At 72.7% G+C, this 17677-nt stretch carries 20 protein-coding genes and 4 pseudogenes; 12 read left to right on the forward strand and 12 right to left on the reverse strand.

All coding sequences use genetic code 11. The features are described 5' to 3' along the window. Positions 1 to 18 precede the first annotated feature (18 nt). Positions 19 to 804, forward strand: a pseudogene (locus G5V59_RS27780) (HAD-IC family P-type ATPase); the annotation flags it as partial. Between the two features lie 61 nt (positions 805 to 865). On the opposite strand, the gene G5V59_RS27785 reads toward G5V59_RS27780, so the two are convergent. The 3 genes from G5V59_RS27785 to G5V59_RS27795 are packed head-to-tail and all read right to left on the reverse strand — an operon-like array spanning position 866 to position 2025. After that, positions 866 to 1249, reverse strand: a complete 384-nt coding sequence (locus tag G5V59_RS27785; RefSeq protein WP_278258648.1) for a hypothetical protein — start codon at positions 1247 to 1249, stop codon at positions 866 to 868. A gap of 42 nt (positions 1250 to 1291) precedes the next feature. Beyond that, positions 1292 to 1633, reverse strand: coding sequence for a hypothetical protein (locus G5V59_RS27790; RefSeq protein WP_278258649.1), 342 nt, complete (start codon positions 1631 to 1633; stop codon positions 1292 to 1294). Beyond that, complete coding sequence (locus G5V59_RS27795; RefSeq protein ID WP_278258650.1) at positions 1606 to 2025, reverse strand: hypothetical protein; 420 nt, start codon at positions 2023 to 2025, stop codon at positions 1606 to 1608. The genes G5V59_RS27790 and G5V59_RS27795 overlap by 28 nt, the downstream gene beginning before the upstream one ends. Positions 2026 to 2225: 200 nt before the next feature. Here G5V59_RS27795 and G5V59_RS27800 point away from each other — a divergent pair, with 200 nt between their 5' ends. The 9 genes and pseudogenes from G5V59_RS27800 (at position 2226) to G5V59_RS27840 (ending at position 7908) form a co-directional block, all read left to right on the forward strand. Continuing rightward, the gene (locus tag G5V59_RS27800) at positions 2226 to 2855 is read left to right on the forward strand and encodes a histidine phosphatase family protein (protein ID WP_278258651.1); all 630 of its coding nucleotides are present in this window, start codon (positions 2226 to 2228) and stop codon (positions 2853 to 2855) included. A gap of 311 nt (positions 2856 to 3166) precedes the next feature. Then, positions 3167 to 3538 (forward strand): annotated as a pseudogene (locus G5V59_RS27805) (substrate-binding domain-containing protein); the annotation flags it as partial. 103 nt (positions 3539 to 3641) lie between these two features. Beyond that, a complete protein-coding gene (locus G5V59_RS27810; protein ID WP_278260101.1) occupies positions 3642 to 4289 on the forward strand; it encodes a substrate-binding domain-containing protein in 648 nt (215 codons plus the stop codon). 62 nt (positions 4290 to 4351) lie between these two features. Continuing rightward, positions 4352 to 5263, forward strand: a complete 912-nt coding sequence (pstC, locus tag G5V59_RS27815; protein ID WP_278258652.1) for a phosphate ABC transporter permease subunit PstC — start codon at positions 4352 to 4354, stop codon at positions 5261 to 5263. After that, complete coding sequence (locus G5V59_RS27820) at positions 5260 to 5796, forward strand: hypothetical protein (RefSeq protein WP_278258653.1); 537 nt, start codon at positions 5260 to 5262, stop codon at positions 5794 to 5796. The genes pstC and G5V59_RS27820 overlap by 4 nt, the downstream gene beginning before the upstream one ends. Then, a complete protein-coding gene (gene pstA / locus G5V59_RS27825) occupies positions 5796 to 6320 on the forward strand; it encodes a phosphate ABC transporter permease PstA (RefSeq protein ID WP_278258654.1) in 525 nt (174 codons plus the stop codon). The genes G5V59_RS27820 and pstA overlap by 1 nt, the downstream gene beginning before the upstream one ends. A gap of 11 nt (positions 6321 to 6331) precedes the next feature. Then, positions 6332 to 7113, forward strand: a pseudogene (gene pstB, locus G5V59_RS27830) (phosphate ABC transporter ATP-binding protein PstB). Positions 7114 to 7255: 142 nt separating this feature from the next. Then, positions 7256 to 7720, forward strand: coding sequence for a hypothetical protein (locus G5V59_RS27835; RefSeq protein WP_278258655.1), 465 nt, complete (start codon positions 7256 to 7258; stop codon positions 7718 to 7720). Further along, a complete protein-coding gene (locus tag G5V59_RS27840; RefSeq protein WP_278258656.1) occupies positions 7720 to 7908 on the forward strand; it encodes a helix-turn-helix domain-containing protein in 189 nt (62 codons plus the stop codon). The genes G5V59_RS27835 and G5V59_RS27840 overlap by 1 nt, the downstream gene beginning before the upstream one ends. A 202-nt stretch (positions 7909 to 8110) precedes the next feature. Here G5V59_RS27840 and G5V59_RS27845 read toward each other — a convergent pair whose 3' ends face one another. From G5V59_RS27845 to G5V59_RS27860, 4 genes and pseudogenes are all read right to left on the reverse strand, one after another. Further along, positions 8111 to 9139, reverse strand: a complete 1029-nt coding sequence (locus G5V59_RS27845; protein ID WP_278260102.1) for an inorganic phosphate transporter — start codon at positions 9137 to 9139, stop codon at positions 8111 to 8113. A gap of 11 nt (positions 9140 to 9150) precedes the next feature. After that, positions 9151 to 9423 carry a hypothetical protein gene (locus G5V59_RS27850; RefSeq protein WP_278258657.1) on the reverse strand — a complete coding sequence of 91 codons (273 nt, stop codon included), beginning with the start codon at positions 9421 to 9423 and terminating at the stop codon, positions 9151 to 9153. Then, positions 9398 to 9772 carry a DUF47 family protein gene (locus G5V59_RS27855; protein ID WP_278258658.1) on the reverse strand — a complete coding sequence of 125 codons (375 nt, stop codon included), beginning with the start codon at positions 9770 to 9772 and terminating at the stop codon, positions 9398 to 9400. Before G5V59_RS27855 ends, G5V59_RS27850 begins: the two co-directional genes overlap by 26 nt. A gap of 197 nt (positions 9773 to 9969) precedes the next feature. Further along, positions 9970 to 11991, reverse strand: a pseudogene (locus G5V59_RS27860) (RNA degradosome polyphosphate kinase); the annotation flags it as partial. A 423-nt stretch (positions 11992 to 12414) separates the two neighbouring features. Between G5V59_RS27860 and G5V59_RS27865 the strand changes: the two are divergent. Then, positions 12415 to 12717 (forward strand): alpha/beta hydrolase fold domain-containing protein, encoded by a 303-nt coding sequence (locus G5V59_RS27865; protein ID WP_278258659.1) that lies wholly within the window; start codon positions 12415 to 12417, stop codon positions 12715 to 12717. Positions 12718 to 12797: 80 nt separating this feature from the next. After that, positions 12798 to 13181 carry an alpha/beta hydrolase fold domain-containing protein gene (locus tag G5V59_RS27870; RefSeq protein ID WP_278260103.1) on the forward strand — a complete coding sequence of 128 codons (384 nt, stop codon included), beginning with the start codon at positions 12798 to 12800 and terminating at the stop codon, positions 13179 to 13181. Here G5V59_RS27870 and G5V59_RS27875 read toward each other — a convergent pair. From G5V59_RS27875 to G5V59_RS27895, 5 genes are read right to left on the reverse strand one after another with little or no spacing between them, the layout of a single operon-like run. Beyond that, entirely contained in the window at positions 13102 to 13467 is a 366-nt protein-coding gene (locus G5V59_RS27875; RefSeq protein WP_278258660.1) for a hypothetical protein, read from the reverse strand. The two genes, G5V59_RS27870 and G5V59_RS27875, sit on opposite strands and share 80 nt — an antisense overlap. Next, entirely contained in the window at positions 13370 to 13600 is a 231-nt protein-coding gene (locus tag G5V59_RS27880; RefSeq protein ID WP_278258661.1) for a hypothetical protein, read from the reverse strand. The genes G5V59_RS27875 and G5V59_RS27880 overlap by 98 nt, the downstream gene beginning before the upstream one ends. Beyond that, positions 13597 to 14826: a hypothetical protein gene (locus G5V59_RS27885; RefSeq protein WP_278258662.1), complete on the reverse strand. Its 1230-nt coding sequence runs from the start codon at positions 14824 to 14826 to the stop codon at positions 13597 to 13599. The genes G5V59_RS27880 and G5V59_RS27885 overlap by 4 nt, the downstream gene beginning before the upstream one ends. Continuing rightward, positions 14723 to 15559, reverse strand: a complete 837-nt coding sequence (locus G5V59_RS27890) for a hypothetical protein (protein WP_278258663.1) — start codon at positions 15557 to 15559, stop codon at positions 14723 to 14725. Before G5V59_RS27890 ends, G5V59_RS27885 begins: the two co-directional genes overlap by 104 nt. Then, the gene (locus G5V59_RS27895) at positions 15556 to 17676 is read right to left on the reverse strand and encodes a hypothetical protein (protein WP_278258664.1); all 2121 of its coding nucleotides are present in this window, start codon (positions 17674 to 17676) and stop codon (positions 15556 to 15558) included. The genes G5V59_RS27890 and G5V59_RS27895 overlap by 4 nt, the downstream gene beginning before the upstream one ends. Position 17677 lies beyond the last annotated feature (1 nt).

Consider the following 17677-nt stretch of genomic DNA (forward strand, 5'->3'; position numbering starts at 1 on the left):
GTCCGTGGGCCGGAGGCGCTGGAGTCCGCGCGGGCCGTCGACACCATCGTGCTCGACAAGACCGGCACCGTGACGACCGGCCGGATGCGGCTGGAGTCCGTGGTCGCCGACGACGAGGCGGCCGTACGACGCGTCGCGGCCACCCTCGAGGCCGGCTCCGAGCACCCGATCGCCCAGGCGATCGCCGCCGCCGTCCCCGAGCGGGGCGTGCTCACCGGCTTCGCCGCGGTCGCCGGCCTCGGCGTCACCGGCGAGGTGGACGGCACGCCGGCCGTGATCGGTCGGGTGGCCTTCGTGGCCGAGCAGGGGCTGCACGTGCCCGCTGCCGTGGTGGAGGCGGTCGACGCCGCCGAGGCCCGGGGCGCGACCGCGGTCGTCGTCGGCTGGGACGGCCGCGCGCGCGGCGTGCTCGCCGTGGCCGACACGGTCAAGGAGGGCGCCGCCGAGGCGGTCGCCCGGATGCGCGGGCTCGGCCTGCGCCCAGTCCTGCTGACCGGCGACAACGAGCGGGCCGCGCGCGCGGTCGCCGCCGAGGTCGGCATCGACGAGGTGGTCGCGGGTGTGCTCCCCGCCGGCAAGCAGGAGTACGTCGCGGCCCGCCAGGCCGAGGGCAGCAGCGTCGCGATGGTCGGTGACGGCATCAACGACGCCGCCGCGCTCGCCCAGGCCGACCTGGGCATCGCGATGGGCACCGGCACCGACGTGGCCCGCGAGGCGAGCGACCTGACGATCGTGAGCGGCGACCTGCGGGTGGCCGCCGACGGGGTGCGCCTGGCGCGCCGTACCCTCGCGACGATCAAGGGCAACCTGTTCTGGGCCTTCGCCTACAACGTGGCCGCGCTGCCGCTCGCCGCGGCGGCGCTGCTCAGCCCGATGCTCGCCGGAGCCTGCGATGGCCTTCTCCAGCGTCTTCGTGGTGTCGAACAGCCTGCGACTGCGGAGGTTCCGCTAGCAGGTAGCGAAGAGCAGCGGCCCGTCGCTGAGGTCGGAGAGCAGGGACTGACCCTCGAGCGGCTCGAGCGCCATGGTCACCAGGGTGCCGTCGGCGCGCACCTTCCCCAGCCGGAAGCGCTCGGGAAAGGTGCCGCCCTGGCCCGGCGCCGGCCCGGCGGCGAGCCTGGGAGCGGCTGTCGGCGTCGGCCCGGGCCTGGTCCTCCTGCTCGAACGCCAGCGCCACCCGTACGTCGCCCCCGCGCTCGGTCGCGATCGCGAACCCGGTCAGCGGGTGCACCCCGCCGGCCTGCTTCACCAGGCTCCGAGCCGCGGATCCGGTCCGCCTCGTCGGCCTCGCTCATCGCCAGGCTCGGTGCAGGCCCGGTCGCCGTCCAGCAGCAGCGCACTCAGCGGGTCGCCGACGGCGGCCGCGGTGCGGGCCACCTCGTCGTCCCGGTCCCCGCGCGCGCCCTTCGCCCGCCGGTCGAGGTAGGCCGCCTGGTCGGAGGCGTAGAGCACGTGGGCGTCCTCGTCGACCTGCACCGCTGCCAGGCTCCGGCGTCAGGCTGCCGTCGCCGAGGCGGGAGACCAGGTCGGTGCCGGCGTTCCACACGCCGTCGGCCCGTGCGGGGGCGGAGTAGCCGAGGGTGCGGAGGCGTTCGCGGAGCGCCTTCACGTCGTACCCGTCGGGGAGGCCCATCGCGACCACCGCGCCCTCGGTGCCCTGGGCGAACAGGCTCCCAGTCCAGGCTCGCGGGGGAGAAGCCGAGGGTGGTCTGCATGGCCGGCCCGGAGTCGTCGAGCGAGGTGGTCGCGGTCAGGTCCCGGTCGTAGGCCTGCTCCAGGAAGGTGGTGACCTCCTCGGCGGAGGAGTCCGCGCCGACCTTCGTGCCGACCGCGGCCCGCACCGCGGTCCAGTCGGTCCAGCCTGAACCGCTCCGAGGACGCCGGCACGCTCTCCAGCGCGTGCTCCAGGCGGGTCCGGTCGCGGTCGCGGACCAGCCAGACGACGACCAGGCCGGCGACGACCACGGCCAGCGCGGCCCCCAGGGCGACCCAGCGTCGTACGGACCAGCGGGGGAGGTGGAGCAACGCGGGGATCTCCTCGATCGGGCCGAGAGGTGAGTGCCCTTACCCTAGGCCCGTGCCCGACATTCTCGCCGCCGGCGTGGTCGTCTTCCGTCCCGGCCGGGAGGTCCTGCTCGTGCACCGCCCCAAGTACGACGACTGGTCGTTCCCCAAGGGCAAGGCTGGACCGTGGCGAGCACGCCGTCGCCGCGGCGGTTCGCGAGGTGGCCGAGGAGACCGGGGTGCACGTGCGGCTCGGTCCGCCGCTGCCCTCGCAGCGCTACCCGGTCGCGCGCCGGATGAAGACGGTCCACTACTGGACCGGGCGCGTGGTCGGCGACGACGACGTCAGCGGCTACCGGCCCAACGACGAGATCGACGGCGTCGCCTGGGTGCCCTTCGACGAGGCGATGGTCCGGCTGACCTACGAGCACGACCGGACCACGCTCGCCGCCGCGCTCAAGGTGCGCCGCAAGACCCGCGCGGTCGTGGTCCTCCGGCACGGGCAGGCGCGCTCGCGCAAGGCGTGGCGCGGCGACGACGCGGCCCGTCCGCTGCTGCGGGCCGGCGAGCACCAGTCCGACCGCCCGGTGCCCCTGCTGGCGGCGTACGACGTGACCCGGGTGGTGACCTCCACCAGCACCCGCTGCGTGCAGACCGTGCGGCCCTACGCCGAGACCGCCGACCTCGCCCTCGACCTGCGCCCGCGGCTGAGCGAGGAGCGGGCCACCCCGCGCGCGGTCGCCAAGATGGTCGAGGAGCCTGTTCGAGGCCGAGGAGGGCAGCGTGCTGTGCACGCACCGCCCCGTCCTCCCGCTGGTGTACGACGCGGCGGGGCTCGCGGCACCCCCTGAGGGCGCGGGCCTGGAGCCCGCTGAGATGCTCGTGCTGCACGTGCGCAAGGGCGCCGTCGTGGCGGCGGAGCGGCACCGACCGCGCCCGGTGTAACCGGGACCACGGGCCAGCGCCGCCCGGACCGCCACTGTTCACCGGCCGTTCAGATCGGCTGGGGAGTTGTGTTACCGACGCTCCCTAACTTCACGGTGTCCAGTACGAATCGAGGGGCCTTTCCGTGCTCGCCCCTCACCTCTGAGAGGCAAGTTCCTTGAACCTCAAGTCCATCCACCGCGCCGCGGTGCCCGGCGTCGCCGCCCTCGCCCTGCTCATGAGCGCCTGCGGCGCCTCCAACGAGGACGGCGGCAGCGACGACAACGGCTCCGGCGGCCTCAGTGGCACCCTCACGGGTGGTGGCGCGACGTCGCAGGAGAAGGCCCAGGACGCCTGGAAGACCAACTTCCAGGGCAAGAACAGCGGCCTCACCATCGACTACCGCCTGCTCGGCTCGACCGACGGCCGCAGCCAGTTCATCAGCAAGGCGCTGTCCTTCGCCGGCTCCGACTCCTACATCAAGGACGAGGACCTGACCAAGGCCAAGGAGCGCTGCGGCGGCACGATCGTCGAGGTCCCGGCCTACATCTCCTCCATCGCCATCGCGTTCAACGTGCCTGGTGTCGACGAGCTCAGGCTCGACGCGGCCACCATCGCGAAGATCTTCGACAACAAGATCACCAAGTGGAACGACCCGGCCATCGCCGGCCAGAACGACGGCGTGAAGGTCGCCCGACACCAAGATCGCCCCGGTGCACCGCTCGGACGACTCGGGCACCACCAAGAACTTCACCGACTACCTCAACAAGGTCGCGCCCGAGGCGTGGAAGTACGAGGCCGAGGACGCCTTCCCGGTCTCCGGTGGTCTCTCCGCCGAGGGCACCTCCGGTGTCGTCAAGCAGATCACCGACACCGAGGGTGCGATCGGCTACGCCGACGCCAGCCAGACCGGCGACCTCAAGCACGTCTCGGTCAAGGTCGGCGAGGACTACGTCGCGCCGTCGCCCGAGGGTGCCGCCAAGACCGTCGAGGTCTCCCCGACCGTCACGGGTCGCGACGCGACCGACATCGCCGTCGACGTGGACCGCAAGACCACCGAGGCCGGCGCCTACCCGGTCATCCTGCTGTCCTACCTGATCGCCTGCGAGAAGTACGACGACGCGACCGAGGCCGCCAACGTCAAGGGCTACTTCGAGTACATCGTGTCCGACGAGGGCCGGGCGGCCGCCGCGGACAACGCCGGCTCGGCCAAGGCTCTCGGCCGACACGGCCAAGAAGGCCCAGGACATCGTCGCGAAGATCTCCGCGAAGTGACGTCCCGGAGGGGTGGGGACGGGCGCTGCCCGTCCCCGCCCCTCCACCCGTCGTACTCCCGCACCATCCCGAGCACCCTGAGGTGACCCCGTGACAGCCCCCACCGCCGAGATCGAGGACGCGCCCGCCGAGTGGGCCAGCGTCCGCGGTGGCATCGGTGACCGCATCTTCTCCGGCGCCGCGCTCGTGGCCGGACTCATCATCCTGGCTGCCCTCGCCGGCGTCTTCATCTTCCTGCTGGCCAAGGGAGCCACCGGCTTCACCAAGCCGGCGGAGGTCTACGGCCCGCACGCCGAGAGCCTTCCTGGGCTACGTCTGGCCGCTGCTCGTGGGCACCTTCACCGTCTCGATCATCGCGCTGCTCATCGCGGTGCCGCTGGCCTTCGGCATCGCGCTGGTGATCAGCCACTACGCGCCGAAGTGGCTCTCCACGCCCGTCGCCTTCGTGATCGACCTGCTCGCCGCGGTGCCCTCGGTCGTCTACGGCCTGTGGGGCGCGTTCTACCTGGCGAAGAAGCTCGTGCCGATGCACACCTGGCTGCACGACACCTTCGGCTCCTGGCCGGTCCTCGGCGCGCTCTTCGGCGAGCCGAACCCGGCCGGCCGCTCGTGGCTCACCGTCGGCATCGTGCTCGCCATCATGATCCTGCCGATCATCACCGCGATCACCCGCGAGGTCTTCTCCCGCACGCCGCGCCTGCACGAGGAGGCCGCGCTGGCGCTGGGCGCCACCCGCTGGGAGATGATCCGGATGACGGTCTTCCCCTACTCCCGCTCCGGCATGGTCTCCGCCGTGATGCTCGGCCTGGGCCGCGCGCTCGGCGAGACGATGGCCGTGGCCATGGTGCTCTCGGTCGGCTTCGGGCTGTCCTGGAACGTCATCGCGACCTCCAGCCCGACCTCGATCGCGGCCAACATCGCGCTCAAGTACAAGGAGCGCAGCGCCGACCTGCTCAACGTCCTGGTGGCGACCGGTCTGGTGCTCTTCCTGCTGACCTTCCTGGTGAACTTCGCGGCCCGGTGGGTCATCGGCCGCAGCGAGAGGCGGATGGCCCGATGAGCACCACCGCGAACGAGGTCCAGCAGCGGGTGCACATCCCGCTCGTCCAGCCGCGCCTGCCGCGCGTGGCGCCGCTCATCGTCGCCGGCATCGCCGTGGCGCTCGCGCTGCTGCTCATCGTGCTCGGCACGGGTGTCGTCGGCGGCGTGCTCATCGGTGCGATCGTCTACCTGGCCGCCCTGCCGCTGTGGTCTCTCTTCGTCGAGGGCCGGCGCGGTGCGACCGACCGGATGATGACGGGCCTGATCTGGGCGACCTTCCTGGTCGCCGTCGTCCCCCTGGTCTCCCTGCTGTGGCGGGTGATCTCCAAGGGCGCCGGCCGGATCGACAGCACCTTCCTCAGCCTACTCCTTCTTCAAGACCCAGATCGACCAGCCGGTCGGCGTCTACCACGCCATCATCGGCACCTTGCTGATCACCATCGGCGCGGCCGTCATCTCGGTCCCGGTGGGCGTGATGGCGGCGATCTACTTGGTGGAGTACGGCAAGAAGAACAAGGCTCGCCAAGGCGATCACCTTCCTCGTCGACGTGATGACGGGCATCCCCTCCATCGTCGCCGGCCTGTTCGCCTTCGCGCTCTTCACGCTGCTCTTCGGGCCGGCGTACGTCTCCGGGTTCGGCGGGTCGGTGGCGCTGTCGCTGCTGATGATCCCGATCGTCGTGCGGGCGACCGAGGAGATGCTGATGCTGGTGCCCGACGACCTGCGCGAGGCGTCGTACGCCCTCGGCACGCCGAAGTGGAAGACCATCGTGCGGATCGTCCTCCCGACGGCGCTCGGCGGCATCCTGACCGGCATCACCCTCGCCGTCTCCCGCGTCATCGGGGAGACCGCCCCGCTGCTGCTCATCGCCGGTGCCACGGACCGGACCAACATGAACCTGTTCGACGGCTCGATGACCACCCTTCCGGTGCTCATCTACGGACAGAACCTGCGCGGCGACGCCCCCGCGGAGGCGATCGCCTGGGGCGCCGCCTTCATCCTCATCATCATCGTGGTGGTGCTGAACCTCACCGCCCGCATCGTCGGCAAGATCTTCGCCCCCAAGAAGGGTTGATAGGAACCACCATGGCCAAGAGCATCGACGTCTCCGACGTCAACATCTACTACGGCGACTTCCTCGCGGTCGAGGGCGTGAACATGTCCGTCCGCGCGGGCGCGGTCACCGCGTTCATCGGTCCCTCCGGGTGCGGCAAGTCGACCTTCCTGCGCTCGCTCAACCGCATGCACGAGGTCATCCCCGGCGCACGGGTCGAGGGCAAGATCGTCGTCGACGGGCAGGACCTCTACGGCGCGGGCGTCGACCCGGTCGCCGTACGCCGCCAGGTCGGCATGGTCTTCCAGCGGCCCAACCCGTTCCCGACGATGTCGATCTACGACAACGTCCTCGCGGGCCTCAAGGCTCAACGCGGGCAAAGCTCAAGAAGTCCGAGGCCGACGCCGTCGTGGAGAAGTCCCTGCGCGGCGCGAACCTGTGGAACGAGGTCAAGGACCGGCTCAACAAGCCGGGCATGGGCCTCTCCGGCGGCCAGCAGCAGCGGCTGTGCATCGCCCGCGCGATCGCCGTGGAGCCGCAGGTGCTGCTCATGGACGAGCCGTGCTCGGCGCTCGACCCGATCTCGACCTCGGCCATCGAGGACCTGATCCACGAGCTCAAGGACGAGTTCACGATCGTGATCGTCACCCACAACATGCAGCAGGCCGCGCGCGTCTCCGACGACACCGGCTTCTTCAACCTCAAGGCGACCGGCGAGCCCGGGCACCTGGTGGAGTTCAACCCCACCAAGAAGATGTTCGCCAATCCCGACGACCCCGCGACCGAGGCCTACATCTCTGGTCGCTTCGGCTGATCGACGATGCTGCGCTCGGGCGTGCAGCACGGAGACCGGAACGGAGCAGAGATGGCGATGCGGGACGGGCGGGACGCCCGTCGGCAGTCCGTGCGCGCCTACCTCCACCGCTGGGCGGAGACCACCGGAGCGCAGGCTCCTGGTGGTCGATCCCCGGCCGGACGAGGGCGCGCTCGCCGACGGGATGGCGGGTCACGGCGTGCACGTGACCTGGGTCGACTCGACCCTGGACGCCCTGGTGGAGTTCGGGCGTACCGACCCGCACGCGGTGCTGGTCGCGCCGGAGGCACCGGGGATCCCGGTGGAGGAGTTCGTCGGCGTGATCCGGCGCCTCGGCTCGCCGTACGTCATCGCGGGGACCGAGGACGTCACCGAGCACGGGGTGGGCTCGCTCATGCTGGCCGGCGCCTCCGCGGTGGTGCTGCGGCCCTACGCTCCCCAGCACCTGTGGGACCTGATCTCGCACGGGCCGCGCTCGGTCTCCGACCACGCCCGGGTGGAGGTCGGCCCGATCGAGTCTCGACGCCAGTGCGTTCACCGTGCGGGTGGACGGCCAGCGGATCGCGGACCTGCCGCTCAAGGAGTTCGAGTCTGCTGCGGACCCTGATGCTGCACGCGCCCGGCGTGGTCACCGACGACGAACTCGGCGACGCGCTGTGGGGCACCAGCGGCCACCGGCCGGGCGGCAACACGATCGCCATGCACGTCACCCGGCTGCGCGCGCGGCTGGGCTCCGCGGCCGTCGTACGACGGGTGCGGGGGCGGGGCTACAGCCTCACGATCGACCCCGCCTGACCGCACGAACCGTGCCGGATGGCACCGCGAACCGTGCTGCGCGGCACCACGAGCCGCGGCAGATGGCTGTGCGAGACGCGGCTGGTGGCGGAGTACGTCGACGTACCAAACCCTCGGTCGCGGTTCGTGGTGCCATTACCCACGGTTCGTGGTGCCATTACCCACGGTTCGCGGTGCCACTACCCACGGTTCGTGGGCGGGGTCAGAGCAGGACGAGCTTGAGGATCTCGTAGCAGCCCCAGGACGCCAGCGCGGCGGCCGGGAAGGTCGAGACCCAGGCGGCGAGGATCGTGCGCGCCATGCCCCAGCGCACCGCGGAGAAGCGCTTGGTGGCGCCCGCGCCCATCACCGCCGAGGTGATCGTGTGGGTGGTCGAGATCGGGGCGTGGAAGACGAACGCGGTCGTGTAGAGCACGCCCGCGCCGACCGACTCGGCCGCGAAGCCGCGCGGCGGGTCGAGGTGGATGATCTTGCGGCCGAGGGTGCGCATGATGCGCCACCCGCCGGCGTAGGTCCCGGCGGAGATGGCGGTCGCGGCGGCGAGCACGACCCACAGCGGCAGCGTCTCGATGTCGTACGACGCCGGGTAGGCGATCACCAGCGTCAGCAGGATGACGCCCATCGTCTTCTGCGCGTCCTGCAGGCCGTGACCGAGCGCCAGCGCGGCCGCGGAGATGGTCTGCATGCCGCGGAAGCCGCGGTTGATCCGGTGCGGGTTGCCCTTGCGGAAGATCCACAGGATCGCGGTCATCACCACGAAGGCGGCGCAGAAGCCGAACAGGGGGGAGATGACCATCGGGATCAGGACCTTCTCCACGATGGTGTCCCACTTGACCGAGACGCCGCCGGCCAGCGCGGCACCGACCAGACCGCCGATGAGCGCGTGCGAGGAGGAGGAGGGCAGGCCGAAGTACCAGGTGATGAGGTTCCAGATGATCGCGCCGAGCAGGCCGGCCATCACCACCACCAGGCCGTGGTGGACGCCGACGGTGAGAGTGCCGGTCTTGTCCTCGATGGTGATCACGTCGGCGACGGTCTTGGCGACCTCCTGACCCAGCAGGGCGCCGATGAAGTTCATCAGGGCGGCCAGGGTGAGCGCGATCCGCGGGGTGAGCGCGCGCGTGGAGACGGAGGTGGCGATCGCGTTCGCGGCGTCGTGGAAGCCGTTGGTGTAGTCGAACGCCAGGGCAATGACGATCACGGCGATCACGATCGCCAGGGTGAGGGTCACAGCAGGGCCCTTCAGCCTTCCTTGACGGCGATCTGCTCGACCGTGTTGGCGACCTTCTCGAAGGCGTCGATGGCGCCCTCGAGCGACTCGACGATGTCCTTCAGGCTTGAGCACCTCGATCGTCTTGTACTCACCGGAGAAGAGCCTTGGCGAGCGTACGACGGTGGTTGCGGTCGCCGGTGTTCTCCAGCCGGTTGATCTCGATCCAGTAGTCGTCGAGCGACTGCATGGACTGCAGCCGCGGCATCGCGGCCGCGGTCAGCCTCGGCGCAGCGGCGCAGCACCTCGACCTGCTCGGAGAGGCTCGGCCGGCAGCGTCTGCACCTCGTAGAGCAGGATCAGGTCAACGGCCTCGTCCATCATGTCCATCACGTCGTCGAGGCCGGAGCCCAGCGCGTAGATGTCCTCGCGGTCGAAAGGCGTGACGAAGGTGCTGTTGACCTTCTTCACGATCTCGTGGGTCGTCTCGTCCGCGGCGTGCTCGGCGGCGCGCATGCGCTCGGCGACCGACGCCTTGTCGGAGTTGTCCGAGAGCATCTCGGCAAGGATCTCCGCGCCACCGACGAGGTGGTTCGCGGACTGGGTGAAGAGGTCGTAGAAAGACGTGTCGACCGGACGCAGACGCAGACCCACATGGACTCCCGTTGAGGCGGAGAAGAACGTCATCATGCTAGGGGGTCACGAGGCGGTAAATGCAATCCGCCTGTCCGCGGCGGGTGTCACACCGTTGCCGCGGGGAGCATCCGCGCAGGTCAGCGCGGCGAGTCGTCCCGGCGGCGCCGCTGGCGCTCGATGAGCGTCTCCTGCAGGTGCTCGGTGCCGGCGTTGCGTGTCCACCGCGCGTCCTCGCCGAGCTCCCAGGCCTGGGTGGTCTCGGCGAAGGCGAGGTCCAGCAGGCGTCGTACCTCGTCGCGGGAGTGGTCGGGCAGGCGCACCAGCACCTCGACCCGGCGGTCCAGGTTGCGGTGCATCATGTCGGCCGAGCCGATCCAGGCGGTCGGCTCGCCGCCACCCTCGAAGGAGAAGATGCGGCTGTGCTCGAGGAAGCGCCCGAGGACCGAGCGGACCTTGACGTTCTCACTGAGGCCCGCGACGCCCGGGCGCAGCGCGCAGATCCCGCGCACCAGCAGACTCGACCGGGACGCCCTCGCAGGAGGCGAGGTAGAGCGCGTCGATGATCTCCTCGTCGACGACCGAGTTGGCCTTGATCCGGATCCCGGCGGGCCGGCCGGCCCGGTGGTGCTCGATCTCGCGGTGGAACTGCTCGACCAGGCCGCTGCGGACCGAGTCGGGAGCGACGAGCAGCTTGCTCGTACGTCGCCTTGCGCGACCAGCCCGAGAGGTTGTTGAACAGGTGGGCGACGTCCTCGCCGATGGTCTCGTCGGTGGTGAGCAGGCCGAGGTCCTCGTACATCCGTGAGGTCTTCGGGTTGTAGTTGCCCGTGCCGATGTGGGTGTAGCGGCGGATGCCCTCGGGCTCGTCGCGGACCACCATCGCCAGCTTGCAGTGGGTCTTGAGGCCGACCAGGCCGTAGACGACGTGGCAGCCGGCCTGCTCCAGGCTTGCGCGCCCAGCGGATGTTGGCCTGCTCGTCGAAGCGGGCCTTGATCTCGACCAGCACCAGCACCTGCTTGCCGGCCTCGGCGGCGTCGATGAGGGCGTCGATGATGGGGGAGTCGCCGGAGGTGCGGTAGAGCGTCTGCTTGATCGCCAGCACGTGCGGGTCGGCGGCGGCCTGCTCGATGAAGCGCTGCACCGAGGTGGCGAACGAGTCGTAGGGGTGGTGGAGGAGGACGTCGCGGCGGCGCAGCGCCTTGAACACGTCGACCGGGGCGGAGGACTCGACCTCGGCCAGCCAGCGGTGCGTGGAGGGCACGAAGGACGGGTACTTGAGGTCGTCGCGCGGCAGGTCGGCGATCGAGTGCAGCCCGCGCAGGTCCAGCGGCCCGGGCAGCCGGAACACCTCCTCGCTGCTGATGCCCGGACTCGGAGACCAGCAGACTCCAGCACGGACGGGGCGATCGACTCCTCCACCTCCAGGCGCACCGGCGGGCCGAACTTGCGGCGCAGCAGACTCCTTCTCCAGCGCGGCCAGCAGGTTCTCGGCGTCGTCCTCCTCGACCTCCAGGTCCTCGTTGCGGGTGACCCGGAAGGTGTGCACCTCGAGCACCTCCATGCCGGGGAAGAGCCGGCCGAGGTGGGCCCCGATCACGTCCTCCAGCGGCACGAAGCGGGCATTGCCCACCGCGACGAAGCGGTCGAAGTTCGAGGGCACCTTCACCCGGGCGAAGTGCTCCTTGCCCGTCTTCGGGTTGCGGATGAGCACGGCCAGGTTGAGCGAGAGCCCCGAGATGTAGGGGAAGGGGTGCGCCGGGTCGACCGCCAGCGGGGTCAGGACCGGGTAGACGCGCTCCTTGAAGAGCCTTCTTGCAGGACTTCTGCTCGTCGCGGTCGAGGTCCGACCAGCGCACCAGGGCGATGCCCTCCTCGCGCAGCGACGGGACAATCTTGTCCTGGAACACGCTGGCCTGGCGCTGGCTCAGGCTCCTCGGCGCGGGTCCAGATCGCCTCGAGCACCTCCAGCGGCATCATCCCGCTCGCCGCGCGGACGGCCAGGCCCGTCGCGATCCGGCGCTTGAGCCCGGCCACCCGGACCATGAAGAACTCGTCCAGGTTGCTGGTGAAGATCGCCAGGAAGCGGGCCCGCTCGAGCAGCGGCAGGCTCTCGTCCTCGGCGAGCTCCAGCACCCGCTCGTTGAAGCGGAGCCAGGACAGGCTCGCGGTCCACGAACCGGTTGTCGACCGCCTCGATGCGCTCGACCAGCGCCGGCTCGGGGGTGTACGACGCCAGCGCCTCCGCCTCGCTCCCGGTCCCCCGGAGCCCGTCGGCGTCGGAGGGGGCGTCGGCGATCTGTGGCTCGGTGGACATGCATCGAGTGTGGCAGTCGTCGGTGAACGGGAGGTGTCGCGAGCGCCGCCCGGTTACGGGTGAGTAGGTTGGGCGGCGTGAACCTGCGCACGACCGTCGAGTCCGCCGCCCTCAAGACCCTGATGGCGCTGCCCGGCCCCGCCCAGCGCGCCGTCGCCGGGCGCCCGCTCGTCCTCGACGGGCAGACCCTGGCCACCGACCTCCAGACGATGCTGCGGCTGCAGCGGATCGCACGCAAGGGCGACCTCGCCGGTGCCGACATCGCCAGCGGGCGCGCGGACATGCGTGCCAACGCGGGGCTCGTCGGCGGCGACCAGCCCATCGGCGCGGTCCGCGAGCCTGACGGTGGCGGGCCTGCCCGCGCGGCACTACCTCCCCCACGGCGCCCGGCCCGCCACCGAGGCGCAGCCGTTGCTGCTGTTCTTCCACGGAGGCGGGTTCCTCTACGGCGACCTCGACTCCCACAACGCGCCCTGCCGCGTGCTGGCGGAGGAGTCCGGCGTACCGGTGCTGTCGGTGGAGTACCGGCTCGGCCCGGAGAACCCCTTCCCCGACGGCTTCGACGACGCCTTCGCCGCGCTGCGCTGGGTGCACGAGCACGCGGAGGAGCCTGGGGGCCGACCCCGAGCGGATCGGCGTCTCGGGTGACTCCGCGGGCGGCAACATCGCGGCGTGGACCGCGATCGAGGCGGCCCGGGCCGGCGTACCGCTCGCCTTCCAGTCTGCTCATCTACCCGTGCGTCGACGCCGACCGGCAGACCGAGAGCCTGCGTCTGTTCGGCCAGGACCTCTACCTCACGGCCGAGTCGATCGCGACCTTCAACGACATCTACCTCCCGACCGCCGCGGACCGCAGCGACGAGCGGGTCAACCTGCTCGACGTCGAGTCGCCGCCGGGCCTGGCGCCGGCGTACCTCGTCACGGCGGGCTTCGACCCGCTGCGCGACGAGGGCGAGGCCTACGCGCGACGGCTCGCCGACGCCGGTGTCGAGGTGGAGATGCGGCGCTTCGTGGACCAGATCCACGGCTTCCTCAACATCGTCGGCGCCGGGCGCACCAGCCGCGCGGCCGTGCTCGAGATCGCCGGCCGGCTGCGCACTGCCCTGCGCTGAGGCTCACAGGGAGGGGCGGAACTCCCGCAGCCTTCGCCACGAACTCGTGGGCGTCGACCATCGAGGCGTCGATCACGAACGGCTCGAGCCCGCGCCGCCCGAAGCGGACCTGCCACCCCGGATCGCCCGGCTGGCCGACCATCTGCACGTCCGTCTCGGGCTTGCGCACCTCGAAGCGGTACGACGACTCACCCTGCTGCACGTAGACCATCCCGCGCACCACGCTGACCTCCACCGGCACCACCCGGGTGCGCGCCGCGCCCCACGCCAGGGCGAGCGTCAGCACGACCATGACGATGCCGAACGGCGTACCGAGCCTTGCCGTTGATCAGCGCCAGCAGCGCGACCATGCCGGCGACCACCGCGGTCGCGCCGAGCACCATCGACAGGACCCGGGGATCGCTGCCGTCGCCGGTCAACCGGTCCTCGCCACCCTCGAAGAGGGCGAGCGGCCCGGACTGGTCCGCCTCGAGGGCGCTGATCCGCGCCCGCGCCTGGGCGAGTCTGCTCGGTCAGGTCCTCGACCTGCTGCGCGAGCGCGTCCCGCTCGGATCGCAGGTGCGCGAGGTCGGTCTCTAGAGGTCCGGACGCCATTGGCGCAGCGCCTCCAGGAAGCCTGTGCGCCTCGACCATCCGGCTGTCGACGGCGACGGGGGACATGCTGCGGCGCAGGATGTTGATGCGCCAGTTGCGCGAGCCCGGCGTACCGGTCTGCTCGATCTTGGTGTTCGGGCTGGTCAGGTCGAAGGTGCTGTTGAAGTCCCCGACCGTCACCTTGAGGATGCCCTGCTCGTCGATCGCGACGGTGCGGGTGTTGCCGAGCGCGCGCAGCGCGAAGAGCAGCAGCGCGGCCGCGATCACCGTCAGCGTCGCGTTGAGCGGGATGTCGTCGAGCATCCGGCCCTGGATCGCCTGCTGACCGACCACCGCGGCGCAGGCCACGGCGATCAGCAGGGCGACGAACGCCAGGCTGGAGTCGCCGCGCTTGGAGTGGAACGGCTGGGCGGTGCCGGTCTGCGTCGTGCGGGTGGGGGTGTCGGCGGCCAGCGCGGCCACGGTCGCCCGGCCGGCCTCGGTGGCCGAGGGGCGGTGTTGCTCGGGCTCCGGCTCGGGCTCCGGCTCGGGCTCCGGCTCGGGCTCGGGCTCCGGCTCGACAAGTACTTCGGGCTCGGGCTCCACGACCGGCTCGGGGTCGTCGCCGAAGTCGGTGTCGCGCAGCGGCGCCAGGCTCGGCCGCGACGACCTCGTCCGCGCTCGTGACCGGGTCGACCACCGCGTCCGCCTCGTCGGAAGCGGCGGCCGAGGCGCGCCAGAGCGCGGCCAGGCCGGGCGCGGGGACGGCGGGCTCGGCGTCCTCGCCGTCGATCTCGACCAGGCCCTCGGTCTCGTCGACCGGCTCGACGCTCGCGCGCCACTGCTCGACCAGCGACGGGCCGCGCGCGATGCTCGACTCGTCGACGGGCTCCTCACTGTCTGCCTCGGCGAGGATGTCGGCAGCGGTCGGTGCCGCGGACGAGGCAGCGATCGCGGCGAGGTCGTGCTCACCGGTCTCGGTCGAGGACACGAGGTACGCCTCGTCGGCCTCCACCACGCCCACGTCGGACAGGTCGCTCTCGGCGGAGGAGAGCAGGTAGTGCTCGCGCACCTCCTCGACCTCGTCCGCGGTGACGGGCTCGGGCTCGGTCGCGACCACCTCGGCCTCGACGTCCGGCTCGACGTCCGGCTCGGATTCGGGCTCCGGCTCGGGCTCCGGCTCGACGAGCGCTTCGGGCTCGGACTCCGGCTCCGGCTCGACGAGTGCTTCGGGCTCGGGCTCCGGCTCCGGCTCGACGAGCGCTTCGGGCTCGGGCTCCTCGGCGTCGGGCTCCTCGTGCCGTACCTCCGCGACGGCCGCGGCCGGCGCGACCACAGCCGGCCACACCGGCGCGGCAACGGGCGCGGCAACGGGCGCGGCGACCGGCGCGACGGCGGGGGCGGGCTCGGGCTGGGCGTCGAGGCGGGCGCGGATCTGGGCGACCTGGTCGGCGAGGTCCGCGGCATTGGCTTCGGCGACCGCCCGGGCGCGGGCAGCCTCGGCAAGCGCCTGCTCGCGCTCCTGCGCGGTCTCGTGGGCACGGTTCTCCGCGGCGGCGCGCGCCTCGGCCTGCTCGGCGGCGCGGGCTTCGGCGTCGAGGCGGGCCTGGGTGGCGTCGGCGAGTGCCTGGGCGCGGGCGTCGGCCTCGGCGGCGGCGCGGGCTTCGGCGTCGAGGCGGGCCTGGGTCGCCGCGGCCAGCGCCTGCTCGCGGGCCTGGCTCAGGCTCGGCGGCGTGCGCCTCGGCGGCCTCGCGGGCGCGGGTGGCCTCGTCGAGAGCGCGCTCGCGCTCCTGGGCGAGTCTCAATGGCGCGGGCCTCCGCGGCGGCGCGGGCCTCGGCCTGCTCGGCGGCGGCGGCCTCGGCCTCGACCCGGGCCCGGGCGTGCTCGAGCGCGGTCTCGCGGGCCTGGACCAGGCTCGGTCTGGAGGTCCTCGAGAGCGGCGACGTGCGCGGCGGCGGCCTTCTCGAGCTCGGCGAGGGCGCTGGTGGCCCGGGCCTCGGCCTCGGTGCGGGCGTGGGTCGCCTCGGCGGCGAACTCCGCGGCGAGGGCCAGGGCCTCGGTGGCGGCCTTCTTCTCCTCGGCCAGGGCGGCTGCGGAGTCGTGCGCGGCGGCCGCCGCGGCCTGGGCCTCGCGCGCCAGGTCGAGCCTGCTCGCGGGCGGCGACCTCGGCGAGCCGGCGTGCCTCGTGCGCCTCCTCGGCGCGCTGGGCCTGCTGGGCGGCGGACTCGTCGGCGGCGACCCGGGCGGCCGCCTGCTCGGTGGCGCGGGCGGCGGCGTCCTCGGAGCGCTGCTCGGCGGCCTCCGCGGTCTCCAGGGCGATCCGGGCGAGCCTCGGCCTGCTCCAGGGCGGCCTGCTCGGCGGCGGCCCGGGCCTCGTGGGCCTCGGTCGCGAGCCGGGCGTGCTCGGCGGCGGCGTGCTCGGCGGCGGCCCGCTCGTCGACGGCCTGGCGGGCCAGGGCGCCGTGCTCCTCGGCGCTGGCGGCGGCCTGCTCGGCGAGCAGGCGGGCCCGTTCCTCGGCCGCCTCGGCGGCGCGGTGCGCCTCCTGGGCGAGCGCGGCCTGCTGACGGGCGGCGTCCTCGGCGAGGGCACGCGCCTGGGCGATCTCGGCCGACGTACGCTCGGCCGCCTCGCGCTCCTCCAGCATCCGCCGGGCGAACTCGGCGTGCTCGGCGGCACTGACCGCGGCGGCCTCGGCCATGACGCGGGCGCGGTCCTCGGCGGCGGCACGGTCCTCGTGAGCCTGGCGCGCGGCGTCGGCGTAGGCTGCTGGCGGCCGCCTCGGCCTCCTGCCGTGCGACAGCGGCCGCGGAGGCCAGGCTCGATCTGCTCCTGGGCGCGGGCCTCGGCGGCCTCGCGCTCGGCGTGCGCGGCCGCGGCCCGCTCGGCCTGCTCGACCGCGTGCCGCTCCGCCTCCTCACGGCGCGCGGACTCGGCATCGGCCAGGCTCGGCCCGCTCGCGGGCGGCGCGCTCGGCGGCCTCGCGGGCGACCGACTCCGCGCGGGCCAGGCTCCTCGGCCTCGGCCCGGGCGCGGTGCGCGATCTCGGCGGTCTGGGCCTGCTCCTGCGCCAGGCGGTCGGCCTCGGCGCGCGCCTCGTTGGCGCGCTGGGCGGCCTCCTCGGCGGCGAGCCGCTCCGCGGCCTGGGTCGCGGCGGCCATCTCGGCGTCGCGGCGCAGGCGGGCGGCGAGCGCGGCGACCACCTCGGCGTTCGCCGGCGCCTCGACGGGAACGTCGGCCTCCGCCTCGGGCTCGACGGCCGGTGCGAGCTCGGCCTCGATCTCGGCGCGGGCCTGGGCGAGCACCTCCGCCGGCCGACGGGGCACGTCGGAGGACCGGTCGATGTCCGGGATCGGCTCCTCCAGCAGGGGCGGCTCCACGAAGTCCGCCAGCGGCCGGGCCTCCGGCTTCGGGGCGGCGCCCGGACCGTTGCGGCGGCGCAGCCGGGCGAGTCCCTTCGGTGCCGGAACCGGGGTCGGCTCGGCGAAGCCACCGTCGATGGCGGCCGCGATGATCCGCTGGCCCGCCTCCTCGTCGGTCGTGTGGTGGTCGCCGAACTCGGTCCGCGCGGCCGCGGGCTCCTCGGTCTCGACCGCCTCGACCGCCTGGACCGCCTCGACCTCGGGCTCGTCCTCGACCGCGTCGGGCACGTTCTCGACCGCGTCGGGCTCGGCCTCGAGGTCCGCTGCCTCGGGCGCCTCCTCGGAGGCGTGCTCGGCCGCCGGCTCCTCCGGCTCCTCGATCGGGTCGTTCAGCGGGTCCGGCTCGCGGGTCGCGCGGGAGATGATCGCGGACCAGTCGTCGCTGCCGTCCCAGGCGCCAGGGGCCTCGCCGGAGTACTCCGCGACCTCCGGCTCCTCGCGCACCCGGGCCATGCGGGCGGCCAGGCCGCCCTGGACCGGCGTGCTCTCGTCGCGGCCCACG

The sequence above is a fragment of the Nocardioides convexus genome (assembly GCF_011090295.1).

What these genes read in the sequence shown, in the direction of transcription:
- pstA (WP_278258654.1), top strand. Translation starts at nt 5,796, where the DNA reads ATGACGGGCATCCCCTCCATCGTCGCCGGCCTGTTCGCCTTCGCGCTC.
- G5V59_RS27790 (WP_278258649.1), bottom strand. Translation starts at nt 1,633, where the DNA reads ATGGGCCTCCCCGACGGGTACGACGTGAAGGCGCTCCGCGAACGCCTC.
- G5V59_RS27840 (WP_278258656.1), top strand. Translation starts at nt 7,720, where the DNA reads ATGCTGCACGCGCCCGGCGTGGTCACCGACGACGAACTCGGCGACGCG.
- G5V59_RS27820 (WP_278258653.1), top strand. Translation starts at nt 5,260, where the DNA reads ATGAGCACCACCGCGAACGAGGTCCAGCAGCGGGTGCACATCCCGCTC.